Source organism: Streptomyces sp. NPDC052012, assembly GCF_040689265.1.
Classification (GTDB): Bacteria; Actinomycetota; Actinomycetes; order Streptomycetales; family Streptomycetaceae; genus Streptomyces.
The window spans coordinates 200,483-215,354 of sequence record NZ_JBFAXA010000009.1 but is presented as its reverse complement, the minus strand read 5'-3'; the positions used below and the strand labels follow the sequence as shown (position 1 = coordinate 215,354).

The 14,872-nt window shown below is 71.7% G+C and carries 13 protein-coding genes; 7 read left to right on the top strand and 6 right to left on the bottom strand.

Features of this window, described 5'->3' with window-relative positions; translation table 11 throughout:
* The 3 genes from AB0412_RS18280 to glgB all read left to right on the top strand — a co-directional run.
* A partial coding sequence (locus AB0412_RS18280; protein WP_366403578.1) for an alpha-glucosidase C-terminal domain-containing protein occupies positions 1 to 371 on the top strand: 371 nt, incomplete at its 5' end.
* 134 nt (positions 372 to 505) lie between these two features.
* Positions 506 to 1,924, top strand: a complete 1,419-nt coding sequence (locus AB0412_RS18275) for a maltokinase (RefSeq protein ID WP_366403577.1) — start codon at positions 506 to 508, stop codon at positions 1,922 to 1,924.
* Positions 1,925 to 1,955: 31 nt separating this feature from the next.
* Positions 1,956 to 4,592: a 1,4-alpha-glucan branching enzyme gene (gene glgB, locus AB0412_RS18270; RefSeq protein WP_366403576.1), complete on the top strand. Its 2,637-nt coding sequence runs from the start codon at positions 1,956 to 1,958 to the stop codon at positions 4,590 to 4,592.
* A 297-nt stretch (positions 4,593 to 4,889) separates the two neighbouring features.
* Here the strand turns inward: glgB and AB0412_RS18265 are convergent, their stop codons facing one another.
* The 4 genes from AB0412_RS18265 to AB0412_RS18250 all read right to left on the bottom strand — a co-directional run bounded on the left by AB0412_RS18265 (position 4,890) and on the right by AB0412_RS18250 (position 8,708).
* Positions 4,890 to 7,118 carry an ATP-dependent DNA helicase gene (locus tag AB0412_RS18265; protein WP_366403587.1) on the bottom strand — a complete coding sequence of 743 codons (2,229 nt, stop codon included), beginning with the start codon at positions 7,116 to 7,118 and terminating at the stop codon, positions 4,890 to 4,892.
* A gap of 170 nt (positions 7,119 to 7,288) precedes the next feature.
* Positions 7,289 to 7,621, bottom strand: coding sequence for a thioredoxin domain-containing protein (locus AB0412_RS18260; RefSeq protein WP_366403575.1), 333 nt, complete (start codon positions 7,619 to 7,621; stop codon positions 7,289 to 7,291).
* Positions 7,618 to 8,046, bottom strand: a complete 429-nt coding sequence (locus AB0412_RS18255) for a MerR family transcriptional regulator (protein ID WP_366403574.1) — start codon at positions 8,044 to 8,046, stop codon at positions 7,618 to 7,620. Before AB0412_RS18255 ends, AB0412_RS18260 begins: the two co-directional genes overlap by 4 nt.
* A gap of 29 nt (positions 8,047 to 8,075) precedes the next feature.
* Positions 8,076 to 8,708, bottom strand: coding sequence for a maleylpyruvate isomerase family mycothiol-dependent enzyme (locus tag AB0412_RS18250; RefSeq protein ID WP_366403573.1), 633 nt, complete (start codon positions 8,706 to 8,708; stop codon positions 8,076 to 8,078).
* Between the two features lie 125 nt (positions 8,709 to 8,833).
* Between AB0412_RS18250 and AB0412_RS18245 the strand changes: the two genes are divergently transcribed.
* Positions 8,834 to 9,274 carry a MarR family transcriptional regulator gene (locus AB0412_RS18245; RefSeq protein WP_366403586.1) on the top strand — a complete coding sequence of 147 codons (441 nt, stop codon included), beginning with the start codon at positions 8,834 to 8,836 and terminating at the stop codon, positions 9,272 to 9,274.
* 267 nt (positions 9,275 to 9,541) lie between these two features.
* Here the strand turns inward: AB0412_RS18245 and AB0412_RS18240 are convergent, their stop codons facing one another.
* Positions 9,542 to 10,936: a cation:dicarboxylase symporter family transporter gene (locus AB0412_RS18240; RefSeq protein WP_366403572.1), complete on the bottom strand. Its 1,395-nt coding sequence runs from the start codon at positions 10,934 to 10,936 to the stop codon at positions 9,542 to 9,544.
* Between the two features lie 163 nt (positions 10,937 to 11,099).
* Here AB0412_RS18240 and AB0412_RS18235 point away from each other — a divergent pair, with 163 nt between their 5' ends.
* Both AB0412_RS18235 and AB0412_RS18230 read left to right on the top strand, forming a co-directional pair.
* Positions 11,100 to 13,028, top strand: coding sequence for an ATP-binding protein (locus AB0412_RS18235; RefSeq protein ID WP_366403571.1), 1,929 nt, complete (start codon positions 11,100 to 11,102; stop codon positions 13,026 to 13,028).
* Complete coding sequence (locus tag AB0412_RS18230) at positions 13,025 to 13,708, top strand: response regulator (protein ID WP_366403570.1); 684 nt, start codon at positions 13,025 to 13,027, stop codon at positions 13,706 to 13,708. Before AB0412_RS18235 ends, AB0412_RS18230 begins: the two co-directional genes overlap by 4 nt.
* 76 nt (positions 13,709 to 13,784) lie before the next feature.
* Here AB0412_RS18230 and AB0412_RS18225 read toward each other — a convergent pair whose 3' ends face one another.
* A complete protein-coding gene (locus AB0412_RS18225; protein WP_366403569.1) occupies positions 13,785 to 14,324 on the bottom strand; it encodes a hypothetical protein in 540 nt (179 codons plus the stop codon).
* A gap of 287 nt (positions 14,325 to 14,611) precedes the next feature.
* Here AB0412_RS18225 and AB0412_RS18220 point away from each other — a divergent pair, with 287 nt between their 5' ends.
* Complete coding sequence (locus AB0412_RS18220) at positions 14,612 to 14,869, top strand: Scr1 family TA system antitoxin-like transcriptional regulator (protein WP_366403568.1); 258 nt, start codon at positions 14,612 to 14,614, stop codon at positions 14,867 to 14,869.
* The last annotated feature ends 3 nt before the right edge of the window (positions 14,870 to 14,872 follow it).

Genomic DNA, 14,872 nt, shown 5'->3' with positions numbered 1-14,872 from the left:
ACGGCTACCAGGTCACCAACGTCGAGGCGTCCATGGCCTCGCCGTCCTCGCTGCTGCACTGGACCCGCCGGATGATCGAGATCCGCAAGCAGAACGTGGCGTTCGGTCTCGGCACGTACACCGAGCTGCCGTCGTCGAACCCGGCGGTCCTCGCCTTCCTGCGGGAGTACGAGGACGACCTGGTGCTCTGCGTGAACAACTTCTCCCGCTTCGCGCAGCCCACCGAGCTCGATCTGAGCGCGTTCGAGGGCAGGCACCCGGTGGAGCTGTTCGGCGGTGTCCGCTTCCCGGCCATCGGCGAACTGCCGTATCTGCTGACCCTCGGGGGCCACGGGTTCTATTGGTTCCGGCTCCGCAAGGACGCCGCGTAAGGCCCGTGGAAAGACGGGCCCGCAACCCGGGGCGGGGCGTTTCCTCCGCTCCGCCCGGGGCACGCATCAGTAACACCCCGCCCACCGGCGGCGTCCTCGGGGGCGCGCCGCATCAGGGGAAAGGACGCGACGCCATGTCGGAAGCCGTCACCCGCACCGTCACGACCCCGCCCGGCCTGCTTGCGTCACTGGATCCACTGCTGAGGGAGTGGCTGCCCAGGCAGCGCTGGTTCGCGGGCAAGGGCCGCCCGGTCACCGGGTTCACCCTGGTCCAGGTCACCGAGCTGCTGCCGCCCACCGCCAAGCTGGGCCTCTACCACCTGCTGGTGCGCGCCCATCAGCCGCTCATGCCCGCGCACGGCGCCGCCGAGCACCCCGGCGACACCTACCAGCTGCTCATAGGCGTGCGCGAGGCGCTGCCGCCCCGGCTCGCGCCCGCGCTGATCGGTCATGTGAGTGAGGGGCCCCTGGCCGGACGGACGGTCTACGAGGCCCTGCACGACACCCGGCCCGCCGAACTGCTCCTGGAGGCCCTGCGCACCCAGGCCCGGATCGGCGGGCTGCGTTTCGAGCGGGACCCCCGGCAGGAGATCCGGGGCGGCCTGGTGCCGCGCCTGATGACCGCCGAGCAGTCCAACTCGTCGGTCGTCTACGGCGATACGTTCATCCTGAAGCTGCTGCGCCGGATCGTGCCCGGCGTCAACCCCGATCTCGAGCTGCCGCTGGCGCTGGCCCGCGAGGGCTGCCCCCGGGTGCCCCCGCCGACGGCCTGGCTGGTCGCGGACCCCGACGAGACCATGGCCCCGCCGGTCTCGGCCGAACCGTACGTCCTGGGGGTGCTGCAACCGTTCGTGCAGGGCGCGACGGACGGCTGGGAACTGGCGCTGCGGGAGCTCGCCAAGGGCGAGGACTTCGTCGCCGAGGCGCGGGCGCTCGGGCGGGCCACCGCCGAGGTGCACACCGCGCTGGCCCGCGCGCTGCCGACGGTCACCCTGGGTCACACCCAGCTCCGGTCGATGGTCGACGGCATGACCGAGCGGCTGGAGGCGGCCGTCCACGCGGTGCCGGCCCTGCGGCCGTACGCGGCGGGCCTGCGCTCGGCGTTCACGGCGCTGGACGATCTGGCCGCCGAGGGGCGGATCTGGACCGCCCAGCGGGTGCACGGCGATCTGCATCTCGGGCAGTGCCTGCGCTCCCCCGCCGGCGACTGGGCGCTCATCGACTTCGAGGGCGAACCGGCCCGGCCGCTGAGCGAGCGGCGGATGCCGCAGCCGGCGGTGCGGGACGTGGCCGGCATGCTGCGGTCCTTCGACTACGCGGCACGCTCGGTGGACCCGCCGCAACCGGAGTGGGCCGAGCGGTGCCGGGCGGCGTACTGCTCCGGGTACGGGGAGGCCGCCGGGCAGGACCCCCGCACCGATCCGGTGCTGCTGCGCGCGTACGAGACCGACAAGGCGGTCTACGAGGTCGTCTACGAGGCCCGGCACCGTCCCGAGTGGCTTGCCGTCCCGCTGGCCGCGGTACGCCGGCTCGCCGTGTCCGACCTGACCTGATCCACCCGCGTTCGTCCTGGAGGCTTCGCCCGTGATCCCCCGCCCCGAGTCCAGCGAGACGCCCGCGGCAGCCGAGCCGACGCGTGCGGCAGCCGAGCCGACGAAGAAGGCAGCGGCGAAGAAGGCCGGCGCCAAGAAGACGGCGGCGAAGAAGGCGGCAGCGAAGAAGGCGGTGGCAAAGACAGCGACCGCCAAGAAGACCACCACGAAGAAGGCGACGGCGAAGAAGGCGACAGCGCAGGAGCCGGCAGCGAAGGCGGCGGCCACGAAGAAGGCGACGAAGAAGGCGACCACCAAGAAGGCCGTGGCGAAGAAGGCGACCGTCGCGCAGGCACCTGCGGCGAAGGCGGCCACGAAGAAGGCCGCCGCCAAGAAGGCCGTGGTGAAGCCGGCGGTCGAGGAGCCCGTGGTGCTGCAGGACGGACCGCGGGCCCCCGAGCCGGCGCCCGCCCAGACCGCACCCCCCGAGATGGAGCTCGCCGTCTCGCCGGCCGTCGACGCCGGCGACCGGGAGCGGCTGCTCGACGGCACGCATCATGCGCCGCACTCCGTGCTGGGGGCGCATCCCGTGCCCGGTGGCGTGGTGTTCCGGGTGTTCAAGCCGTACGCGCTGGGCGTGACCCTGCTCTCCGGGGGCGTCAGTGTCGAGCTGCACGACGACGGGGGCGGTTTCTTCTCGGGGCTGCTGCCGCTGCGCGAGGTTCCGTCGTACCGGCTGCGGGTGGCGTACGAGGGGGCGGAGCTGGAGATCGAGGACGCCTACCGCTTCCTGCCCACGCTCGGGGAGCTGGATCTGCACCTGATCGGCGAGGGGCGCCACGAGCAGCTGTGGACGGTGCTCGGCGCCCACCCCATGACCCACCAGGGCGTGAGCGGCACCCGTTTCTCCGTGTGGGCGCCGAACGCGCTCGGTGTGCGAGTGGCCGGCACGTTCAACTTCTGGGACGGCACCGGATACCCCATGCGCTCGCTGGGCTCCACCGGGGTGTGGGAGCTGTTCGTGCCGGGGATCGGCGAGGGCGAGCTGTACAAGTTCGAGATCACCCGGCCGGACGGTTCGAAGACCCTGCGCGCCGATCCGCTGGCCCGCCGCACGGAGGTCCCCCCGGCCACCTCGTCCATCGTGACGTCCTCCGCCTACGAGTGGGGCGACGCCGAGTGGCTGGAGCGCCGCGCGCAGGTGCCCGCGCACCAGGGCCCGTTCTCGGTGTACGAGGTGCATCTGCCGTCCTGGCGCCCTGGACTGACATATCGTCAGCTGGCTGAGCAGCTCCCCGCCTACGTCAAGGATCTCGGCTTCACGCACGTGGAGCTGATGCCGGTCGCCGAGCATCCCTTCGGCGGCTCGTGGGGTTACCAGGTCACCGGCTTCTACGCGCCCACGGCCCGGATGGGCACCCCGGACGACTTCAGGTACCTGGTCGACGCGCTGCACCAGGCCGGGATCGGTGTCCTCATGGACTGGGTGCCGGCGCACTTCCCGCGCGACGAGTGGGCGCTCGCCGAGTTCGACGGCCGGCCGCTGTACGAGCACGAGGACCCGCTGCGGGCCGCGCACCCCGACTGGGGCACCCTGGAGTTCGACTTCGGCCGCCGCGAGGTGCGCAACTTCCTGGTGGCCAACGCCCTGTACTGGTGCGAGGAGTTCCACATCGACGGCCTGCGCGTGGACGCGGTCGCCTCCATGCTCTACCTCGACTACTCGCGCGAGCCGGGCCAGTGGACGCCGAACGAGCACGGCGGCCGGGAGAACCTGGACGCGGTGGCGTTTCTGCAGGAGATGAACGCGACCGTGTACCGCAGGGTGCCGGGGGTCGTGACGATCGCCGAGGAGTCCACCGCGTGGGACGGCGTCACCCGCGCCACCCACCACAAGGGCCCGAGCGGCTTCGGCGGGCTCGGCTTCGGGCTGAAGTGGAACATGGGCTGGATGCACGACTCGCTGCAGTACATGACCCACGACCCGATCCACCGCCGCTACCACCACCACGAGATGACGTTCTCGATGGTGTACGCGTACAGCGAGAACTATGTGCTGCCGATCTCCCACGACGAGGTGGTGCACGGCAAGCGGTCGCTGGTGTCGAAGATGCCCGGCGACTGGTGGCAGCAGCGCGCCAACCTGCGGGCCTACCTCGGCTTCATGTGGGCCCACCCCGGCAAGCAACTCCTCTTCATGGGACAGGAGTTCGCACAGGGCTCCGAGTGGTCGGAGGCGCACGGCCCGGACTGGTGGCTGCTGGACCCCGACTACGGCGCCGAGGCCGACCACCGCGGCGTGCGCGACCTGGTGCGCGACCTCAACACCGTGTACGGGCACACGCCGGCGCTGTGGCAGTGCGACACCGAGCCGTCCGGTTTCCGCTGGGTGACCGGGGACGCCGCCGAGGACAACGTGCTCGCCTTCCTGCGCTACGACACCGACGGCAGCCCGCTACTCGCGGTGTCCCACTTCGCCCCGGTCGTCCGGCACGACTACCGCATCGGCGTCCCGGACGACGTACCCGCCTGGCACGAGGCCCTGAACACCGACACGGCCCGCTACGGCGGCAGCGACGTCACGAACCCGGACCCGATCAAGCCCGAGCCCCAGGGCCGCCACGGCTACCCGGCCGGCATCCGCCTGACCCTGCCACCCCTGGCTACGGTCTGGCTACGACCGGCCTAGGCCCTGTCGTCAAATTCCCGTCGTCCGCCCGAAGGGCGGGCCTGGAGGCGTCAGGCGCGTGCTCTGGGGGTCCCCCCGGCCGGAGGCTGGGGGAGTGCCGGGCGTCGACCGGCGTACTGGTTGTACGTGGTCGGCGCCCGGTGCGGCGAGTGGGGGCACCTCCCACGCCCTCAAGGCAGTGGGGGAGCGTGCATGGCGTCGCCAGGCAGACGGGAATGTGACGACAGGGCCTAGCACCAACGGGCCCCTCAGGCGCGCGGGGAACTGCGCGAGCAACCCCCGCCCACCCGCAGACCGCTAGACCACATCCACCAGCCCTTTCGGCAGCGGCTCGGCATGCACAACGCCGAGCCGCTGGGTGGCCCGGGTCAGCGCAACGTACACATCACTCGTGCCGTACCGGCCAGGCTCGACCACCAGCACCGAGTCGAACTCCAACCCCTTGGCCTGTCGCGGATCGAGAAGCACCGTCTTGTGCGTCAGGTCGAGCTCGGCCCCCGCAGCAACCCCGTCCAGCCGCGCTGCAAGCACTCGGTGCAGCTCACGCGGCGCGATCACAGCCAGCCGCCCCTCCTCAGGGGTCAACTCGTCAACCGCCTCGGCAACGCCGACCGCGAGGTCGTCCACCGCCCGGATCCAAGGCCGCACACCAGTGCTCCGCACCGAACTCGGCGGCTCGAAGTCAGGATTCTCGGCCCGGACCACAGCCACGGCGACGTCCATGATCTCGGCAGGCGTGCGGTAGTTGACCCCGAGACGCGTGTGCTCCCACCGGTCCTCGACGTACGGCTCGAGGATGTCCGCCCACGACCCGACACCCCCCGCCTCCGACGTCTGCGCCGGATCCCCGACCAGCGTCATCGACCGGGTCGGGCTGCGCCGCATCAGCAGCCGCCACGCCATCGGCGACAGTTCCTGCGCCTCGTCGACGATGATGTGCCCGAACGCCCAGGTCCGGTCGGCCGCGGCGCGCTCCGCGGCGCTGCGGTGGTCGTCCTCCTCGTGCCGTTCCGCGAAGCGCTCCGCATCGATGATGTCGTGCGCGGAGAGCACCTCGGAGGCCTCGGGGTCGTCCTCCTCCTTGTCCTCGAACTCGTAGGTCCGCGAGGCGTACGACACGTCGAGCACTCCCTGCGCGTAGGCGATCTGCCGCAGCCGCTCACGCTCGGCCCGCTCGCGGGCGAGGCGGTCGTCCTCGCCGAGGAGCTCCGCGGCCTCGTCGAGCAGCGGCACGTCGGACACGGTCCAGTGCCGGGTCACCGGGCGGCGGACGGCGTCGGCGTCCTCCGCCGGCAGGAAGTCCTCGGGCGCGGCGAGGAAGTCGGCGACGAGGCGCTGCGGGGTGATCCGGGGCCACAGCTGGTCGATGGCGGACCAGACCTCGGGGTTCTCGGCGAGTTCGTCGCGGATCTGGGTGAGGTCGCTGGGGTCGAGCAGGTTCGAGCCGTCGAACGGGTCGGTGCCGATGCGTTCGGCGTACAGGTCGGTGAGCGTGTTGAGGATGTGGCCCTCGAAGTGCTCACGGGCCGCGTTGTGCGGGAGCTTGGTGGCCCGGGTGCGTTCGCGGGCGACGTTCACCAGGCCGTCGTCGAGCATGAGGATGTCGCGGTCGTGCTCGATGGTGATCACCGGGTCGGGCAGCGCCTGCCGGCTGCGGACGACGTCGGCGAGGACGTCGGCCATGTCGGCGCGGCCCTTCACGGCCGCCGCCTCGGGGGTGTCGGCCCTGGTCGCCTTCACGCCGGGGAACAGCTCGCCGACCGTGGCGAGGAGCACGCCGGTCTCGCCGAGGCTGGGCAGCACCTCGCCGATGTAGCCGAGGAACGCCGGGTTGGGGCCGACGATCAGGACGGCGCGGCGGGCCAGCAGCTCGCGGTGCTCGTAGAGGAGGTAGGCGGCGCGGTGCAGGGCGACGGCGGTCTTGCCGGTGCCGGGGCCGCCCTCGACGACCAGGACGCCGCGGTGCGGGGCGCGGATGATGCGGTCCTGGTCGGCCTGGATGGTGCGCACGATGTCGCCCATGCGGCCGGTGCGCGCGGAGTTGAGTGCGGCGAGCAGCACGGCGTCGCCGGTGGGGTCCTCGTGCCCGGTGCGGGTCTCGTCGCCGAGGTCGAGGATCTCGTCGTGCAGAGCGGTGACCTCACGGCCCTCGGTGGAGATGTGCCGGCGGCGCCTGAGGCCCATCGGGGTGTGGCCGGTGGCCAGGTAGAAGGGGCGGGCGACGTCGGCGCGCCAGTCGATCAGCACCGGGGTGCGATCGGGGTCGTCGGCGCGCAGGCCGATGCGGCCGATGTGGTGGGTGTCGCCGGAGGTCAGGTCGATCCGGCCGAAGCACAGTGAGCCATCCACCGCGTTCAGCGCGGCGAGCAGCCCGGAACGCTCGGCGACGAGGATGTCCCGCTCCAGCCTGGCCTGCATGGGTGTGTTCCCCTGGGCGAGCGCGTCCGTGAGGGAGACCTCGGTGTGACCTCGCAGGGCGTCCACGCGTGCGTACAAGCCGTCGATGAATTCCTGTTCCTGGCGCAATTCATCGTCCGGAAATTCGGTGTTTGACAATTCCGCTCCCGCCCGGATACACTGTGCTCACTGAACTTCACCGCGACTTCCCTCAATTGAAGTCGCGAATCAATGAATATACGCAAGGAAAACCCCCGGACGCAATTTCCCGGGGGTTTTCTCATGCGGTCACACGGTGTTCAGAGCACGTCGGCCAGTTCCTCCAGCAGTCGCCGCTTGGGCCTGGCGCCCACCATCGACCGCAGCGGCTCGCCGTCGCGGAACAGCATGAACGTCGGCATCGACAGCACCTTGTACGCGTTGGTGGTGTCCGGGTTGGCGTCCACGTTCAGCTGGACCACCTTCAGCCGGCCCGCCTCCTCGGCGGCCAGTGCGCTGAGCACCGGCGCCATCTGCCGGCACGGCGGGCACCAGTCGGCGGTGAACTCCACCAGCACCGGTGTCGACGCCCCGATCACCTCCGCCGCGAAGTCCGCGTCGGTCACCTCGGTCACTCCACTCGCCCTGCTCACCCGTGCTGCCCTCCCAGTTCGCACAGCGGCTCCGGACCGCCCGGCACCGCAGCGTCGGCGGCCAGTTCGGCACGCGCCGACTCCGCCCGCGCCAGCTGCCGCCCGACCTTCGCCCGCACGGTCTGCAACTCGCCGATGAGCGCGTCGAGCTCGTCCAGCTTGCGCCGGTAGACCGCGAGCGAGGCGGGGCAGGAGTCGCCCTCGGGATGCCCGGCCCGCAGACACTCCACGAAGGGCCGGGTCTCCTCCAGGTCGAACCCGAAGTCCTGCAGCGTGCGGATCTGCCGCAGCAGCTTCAGGTCGCTCTCGTCGTACGTCCGGTACCCGTTGCCCGCACGCCGCGCGGGCAGCAGCCCGCGTGACTCGTAGTACCGCAGCGTCCGCGTGGTGGTCCCGGCCCGTGCGGCCAGCTCGCCGATTCGCATACCGCCGAACGTAAGCCTTGACGTCGGCGTCAGGGCAAGAGGGAGCGGACTTCGCCGCTGAGGTGGGGCACGGCGGCGTAGGCGCGGCCGGTCAGCAGGAGCAGCAGCGCGGCGATCGGGCCGCGGACCTCCTCGCCCGTACCGCGGGCCCACTCGATGTCGGTGGCGACGAGCCGGGCCTTCGGCAGTGGCCAGGGGCGGGGCGGGAAGCGCATGGTCCACACGCGGTCGGCGGCGTCCCGGGCGGCCTCGGGGGGCATCTCGCGCCGGCGGCCGAGGGCGAGGGCGATGTCCTGGCCGTGGACGAGGAGGTCGAGCAGGGGTTCGCGGGGCGTGGTGGTGGGGGCGAGGCGGCGGGAGCCGATGATGGAGCGCAGGTGGCCGACGATCTCGTCGACGGGGCGGTCGCCCTCACGCACCGCCGAGTCGTGGATCATGCGGTCGAGATCACCCCGGGCGCGGAGGTACTCGCGCAGCACCGTGCCGTACGAGAAGCGGGCGGCGACGGTCAGATGGGCGGCGACGTCCCTCACCCGCCAGTCGCCGCACCGGGTGCATGTGTCCCATTCCTCGGGGCTCAGCCCCTCCAGGAGATCGGCCAGGCTCGCCCGCTCGCGGTCGATGATTCGCCAGCGCTCGTCCGTGTCCAGCACCGTGCCCATGGGGTCACCGCCCGGGAAAGTGGTAAGATTCTCTGACCAAAATAGTCAGAGTGGCTGACGAATGTCAAGCCATGGGCAGCCCATGGAGCGCCCATGGGCTGCCCATGGAGAGCGGGGAGCGGGAGATGACGGCGGAGGACGAGCTCAGCACCGGTGTGCTGCTCTTCATCCCGTACCGAGCACTGGAGAACCGGGTCTTCGCCGCCCTCGCCGACGCCGGGTTCGACGACTTCACCACGGCCCAGGCCCGGGTGCTGCAGCGCATCGGCCCGCATGGCACCCGCCTGACGGAGCTGGCCGAGCAGGCGCAGATCACGAAGCAGACCGCCGGTTTCCTGGTCGATCAGCTGGAGAAGGCCGGCTATGTGCACCGCGTACCGGACCCGACCGACCGGCGGGCCCGGCTGGTGTGCGGCTCCGAGAAGGCCTGGGCGGCGAAGGAGGTCGCCGACGCGGTGGTCGCCGAGGTGGAGCGGGAGTGGGAGGCCCACATCGGCGCGCGGCGGATGCGGCAGCTGCGCGAGGCGCTGACGCGGCTGCGGGAGATCACGGACCCGTGGGCGTGAGGCGGAAGTGAGACCGGACCGACCCGTGGACGTGACGCGCACGTGAGACCGGACCGACCCATGGGCGTGAGGCGGACGTGAGACCGGACCGACCCATGGGCGTGACGCGCACGTGAGACCGGACCGACCCGTGGACGTGACGCGCACGAAAGGCCGAGCGGCCAGGTCCACGGGGAAGGAACCTGACCGCTCGGCGGTGCGGGGCCCGCAGGACGCGGCCCGGGGTTCAGGCCCGGGCCGTGTCCGGGGACGGGGCGGGAGTCGGCGTCAGGCCTTCGCCAGCTCCTTCTCGCCGCCGGGCTCCGGCAGCTCGGCGCGGTCCGCGTCCCGGCCGGAGCCGTGGTCGTCGTCCAGGAGGGTCTGCTCGTCGAAGGGCAGCCGGCCGGCGAGGACCTCGTCCACCCGCTGCTTGTCGATCTCCTTGGTCCAGGTGCCGACCAGCACCGTGGCGACCGCGTTGCCGGCGAAGTTGGTCAGGGCGCGGGCCTCGCTCATGAAGCGGTCGATGCCGACGATCAGGCCGATGCCGTCCACCAGGGCGGGCTTGTGCGACTGGAGACCGCCGGCCAGGGTCGCGAGACCGGCGCCCGTGACGCCCGCCGCGCCCTTGGAGGCGACCAGCAGGAACAGCAGCAGCGGGATCTGCTCGCCGACCGACATCGGCGTGCCCATGGCGTCGGCGATGAACAGCGAGGCCATGGTCATGTAGATCATGGTGCCGTCGAGGTTGAAGGAGTAGCCGGTCGGGACGGTGATGCCGACCACCGGCTTGCTGACGCCCAGGTGCTCCATCTTCGCGATGAGCCGCGGCAGCGCCGACTCGGACGAGGACGTGGAGAGGATCAGCAGGAACTCGCGGCCCAGGTACTTGAACAGGGTGAGGATGTTCAGTCCCGCGACGATCCGCAGCAGCGCGCCGAGCACCAGGAAGACGAACAGCACACAGGTGACGTAGAAGCCGAGCATCAGCACGGCGAGGCTCTTGAGCGCGTCCAGGCCCGCGGAGCCGGTGACGGCGGCCATGGCGCCGAAGGCGCCGATCGGGGCGGCCCACATGATCATGGCGAGGACCCGGAAGACCAGCCGCTGGATGTGCTCGATGCCGCGCAGGATCGGCTGCCCGGCGTTGCCCATGGCCTGCAGGGCGAAGCCGCAGAGCAGGGCGATCAGCAGGGTCTGCAGCACCTCGCCCTGGGTGAAGGCGGACACGATGGTGGTGGGGATGATGCCGAGCAGGAACTCGGTGGTGTCCTTGGCCTCCGCGTCGACCTGCGCGTGCCCGGTCTCCTTCACCGCGTCGGTGATCGCGAGGCCGGTGCCCGGCTCCAGGATGTTGCCGACGATCAGGCCGATGGCGAGGGCGACCAGCGACATCACCAGGAAGTAGCCCATGGCGATACCGCCGACGGCGCCGACCTTCGCGGCCTTCCGCACGGAGCCGATGCCCAGCACGATGGTGCAGAAGATGATCGGCGAGATCATCATCTTGATCAGGTTCACGAACCCGGTGCCGATCGGCTTCAGCTCGACCGCGAAGTCCGGCGCGATCAGGCCGACGGCGATACCGAGGGCGACCGCGATGATCACCGCGATGTAGAGATAGTGCGTGCGGTCCCGCTTGGCCTTGGGTGCGGCAGGTGCCGTATCGGCTGTGCTGGTCACGGCGGCCCTCCTTGACGACGTCGTCGGTGTCACCGGCGTGCGGCTCACGTCCGGGAGACGGTGTTCGGGGTTTGGGGAATGCCGTGACTATGTCCTGCCTTGTGAGCGCGGTCACCCTTCCGTTCATTTAGTTCATCGGAGGACGCGGATGCAGACTGACGGCATGCGCATCCCCGTCCCGCGGCCCCGCAGCCTCGCGGGCCAGCTCTTCGCCATGCAGGCCGTGCTCATAGCGGTCGTCGTGGCCGGGTACGCGCTGTTCACGTACGTCAGTGACCGCAGCCAGGCCGAGGAGGCGGCCGGGAGGCAGGCCACGGCGGTGGCCCGCTCGGTCGCCGACTCCCCGTCCGTGCGGCGGGCGATCCGCACCTCCGACCCCTCGGCCGAGCTCCAGCCGTACGCGGTGGCGGTCGTACGGGACACCGACGTCGACTTCGTCACGATCATGAATCCGCGGGGCATCCGCTGGACGCACCCCGATCCGGACCAGATAGGGCGCCCCTTCATCGGCCACACGGCCCCGGCCCTGCAGGGCCGCACCTTCACCGAGACGTACACCGGCACGCTCGGCCCGTCCGTCCGCGCGGTCACCCCGGTGCGGGACGGCGACCGGATCGTCGGGCTGGTCAGCGCGGGCATCCGGGTGGAGGAGATCAGCCAGCGCGTGCAGGGCCAGCTGACGGCGCTGCTCGCGGTCGCGGCCGGCGCGCTCGGGCTCGGCGCCATCGGTACGTACGTCATCAACGCCCGGCTGCGCCGGCACACCCACGGCATGAACGCGACCGAGCTCAGCCATATGCACGACTACCATCAGGCCGCGCTCCACGCCGTGCGCGAGGGGCTGCTGATGCTGGACGGGCAGTACAAGGTGGCGCTGATCAACGACGGCGGGCGGGAGCTGCTGGGGGTGGCGCCGGAGGAGGACGTGGTGGGCAGATCGGTGGCGGAGCTGGGTCTGCCGGCACCTCTGACGGGTGCCCTCCTGGCGTCCGAGCCCCGGGTGGACGAGGTGCACCTGGCGGCGGACCGGGTGCTGGTGGTGAACACCTCCCCGGTGTCGGGCGGAGAGCGCCGCGGCACGGTCGTGACACTGCGCGACGTGACGGAACTCCAGTCGCTGATGGGTGAGCTGGACTCCGAGCGGGGCTTCACCCAGGCGCTGCGCTCGCAGGCGCACGAGGCGGCGAACCGGCTGCACACCGTGGTCTCCCTGATCGAGCTGGGCCGCGCCGAGGAGGCGGTGGACTTCGCGACCGCCGAGCTGGAGCTGGCGCAGGCGCTCACCGACCAGGTGGTGGCGGCGGTGAGCGAGCCGGTGCTGGCGGCACTGCTGCTGGGCAAGACGGCGCAGGCCAACGAGCGGGGCGTGGAGCTGGTGGTGTCCCCCGACAGCCGCCTGGACGACGGCCTGCTCCCGGCCACCCTCCCGGCCCGCGACCTGGTCACCATCCTCGGCAACCTGATCGACAACGCGGTGGACGCGGCGCAGGGCGGCATCGGCCCCCGGGTGACGGTCACGGCGCTCACCGAGCGCGGCGAGGAACTGATCCTGCGCGTCTGCGACACCGGCCCCGGCGTGGACCCGGACCACGCGGAGGCGGTCTTCGAGCGCGGCTTCACCACGAAACCCTCCGGCCCGGGCGGCCGCGGCCTGGGCCTCGCCCTGGTCCGCCAGGCGGCGACCCGCCACGGCGGCACCCTGACGGTGTCCCCGGCGGAGGAGGGCGGGGCGTGCTTCGAGGTACGGCTGCCGCTGCGGCCTCCGGCGCCGGGCACGGGGGCGGAGGAAGCCCGGGGTGCGGGGGTGGAGGACGCCCTGGGTGCCGGGGTGGAGGACGCCCGGGGTGCGGGGATGGAGGACGCCCGGGGTGCGGGGATGGAGGACGCCCCGGACACGGGGGCCGAGGGCGCACTGGGCACGGGGGCCGGGGACGCCGACGAGGCGGGGAGCACGTCTGCCGGGGACGCAGGCGGACGCGCGCCGGCCAGGAGAGCCGCGGGAAGCACGCGTGCCGATGCCGCCGCAGGGGGCGACGCCGCCGGTGGCGTCGCTCCCGGCGCGGCCGCACAGGAACCCGGAGCCCGCGCATGACCGACCGGCCCATCAGAGTCCTCGTCGTCGAGGACGATCCCGTCGCCGCCGACGCGCACGTCATGTACGTCGGACGGGTCCCCGGGTTCGTCGCCGTGGGCAAGGCGCACACCGGTGCGGAGGCGCGCCGGGCGCTGGAGCGCACGCCGGTGGACCTGCTCCTGCTCGACCTGCACCTGCCGGACGTGCACGGTCTGCAACTCGCCCGCTCCCTGCGCGCCGCCGGGCATCACGCGGACGTGATCGCGGTGACGTCGGCGCGGGACCTGGCGGTCGTGCGCGAGGGGGTTTCGCTGGGCGTCGTGCAGTACGTGCTGAAGCCGTTCACGTTCGCGACGCTGCGGGATCGCCTGGTGAGGTATGCCGAGTTCCACGCGGCCGTGGGCGAGGCGAGCGGTCAGGACGAGGTGGACCGTGCGCTGGCGGTGTTGCGGGCACCGGGGCCGGCCGCACTGCCGAAGGGGTTGAGCGGGCCGACGCTGGAGCGGGTGACAGGGGCTGTGCGTGAGGCGGAGGACGGGCTGACCGCGGCGGGGGTCGCCGAGGCGGTGGGGATCTCCCGGATCACGGCACGGCGCTATCTGGAGCACCTGGTCGAGGCGGGGAGGGCTGAGCGGGCTCCGGTCTATGGGCAGGTGGGGCGGCCGGAGTTGGTCTATCGGTGGGTCCGGGGCCGGTGAGCCGTGCCGCCCGGCGGGCCTGAGTCCCGTCCCGCCGCCGGGCAGGGCCGCCGGCCATGCCGTGCCGGACGGGTGTTCATGCCGCCCTCGCGTACCACACGATCTGCGAGCCGAGCCCGGTCACGGCGAGCGCCTCCAGCACCGACAGTGCGACCAGCAGTCCGCCGCCATCGCCGTTCGCCCAGAACACGACCAGGGCGGCCAGCGGAACCGCGCAGAAGGCCGTCAGGTCGATCACGGTCTGGATCGTCTTGCGGGCCCGGCGCCGGGTGTCGCTCCGGTGGTACGCCTCCCACCCGAAGGTCGTGAAACGCTCTCCCTGCGCGGCGAGTGCGGCCAACCGGGGGCCCAGGTCGTCCCGGACGTAGAGACCGATCGCGGAGATCTTCTCGTCGTTGACGAGGTACGTCCATCCGAGGACGAGGCACACCGGGGGCAGCGCCAGGAGCATCGAGGGCTGCTTCGCCTGCGCCGCAGCGGCGATGACGGCGGCCACGACGGCCAGCGTCACATAGAGGAGGTTGTCCCGGAACCCGATCCTCGCCTTCTGTTCGTCCTTCACGCTCTGGTACTCGGCCAGCAGCAACTGCCCGACCGTCACGTCCTGTTCCGGCACTCGTATCCCCTCCCCCGGCTGTGACTTGAGACTATGCCGGACGCCCTGCACGCGGCAGACCCAGCCGCCCAAGCCAGCACCGGCAACGCCGCCCGCCTGCGCGCATCGCAGGCCGCGACCAGCCGGGGGTGCTCGTGTCGCCGGTGCCCGTCGTAGAGCACCACCCTCAGCGCGCCCTCCCGATACCGCAGTGACACATACATCTCGTCTCCGGGCGTGAACCGGCAAGCACATGCGGTGAGTTCCCCCACCACCTGCACCACCGCATCCGCCATGTCCTCCAGCTCGTGCCCTTGCAGCACGGCTCTGCGCGTGCTCCCCGTCGAAGCGGCGCCTTCCCCGGCGCCGGGCACGCCGTGCTCTACGCCCACGGCCCGGTCCCCCAGCTCGACACCGTTCATCTCGATTCCGCCCACGGCGGCGAGTTCACTCACTCCGAGGCCCAACTCACCAAGTACCGCATCCACAGGGACTGGTGGCACGACCACGCACGCGATCCGCAGGACACACGCGACCTCATCCACTCCATCGCCCGGCAGCTCTGATCG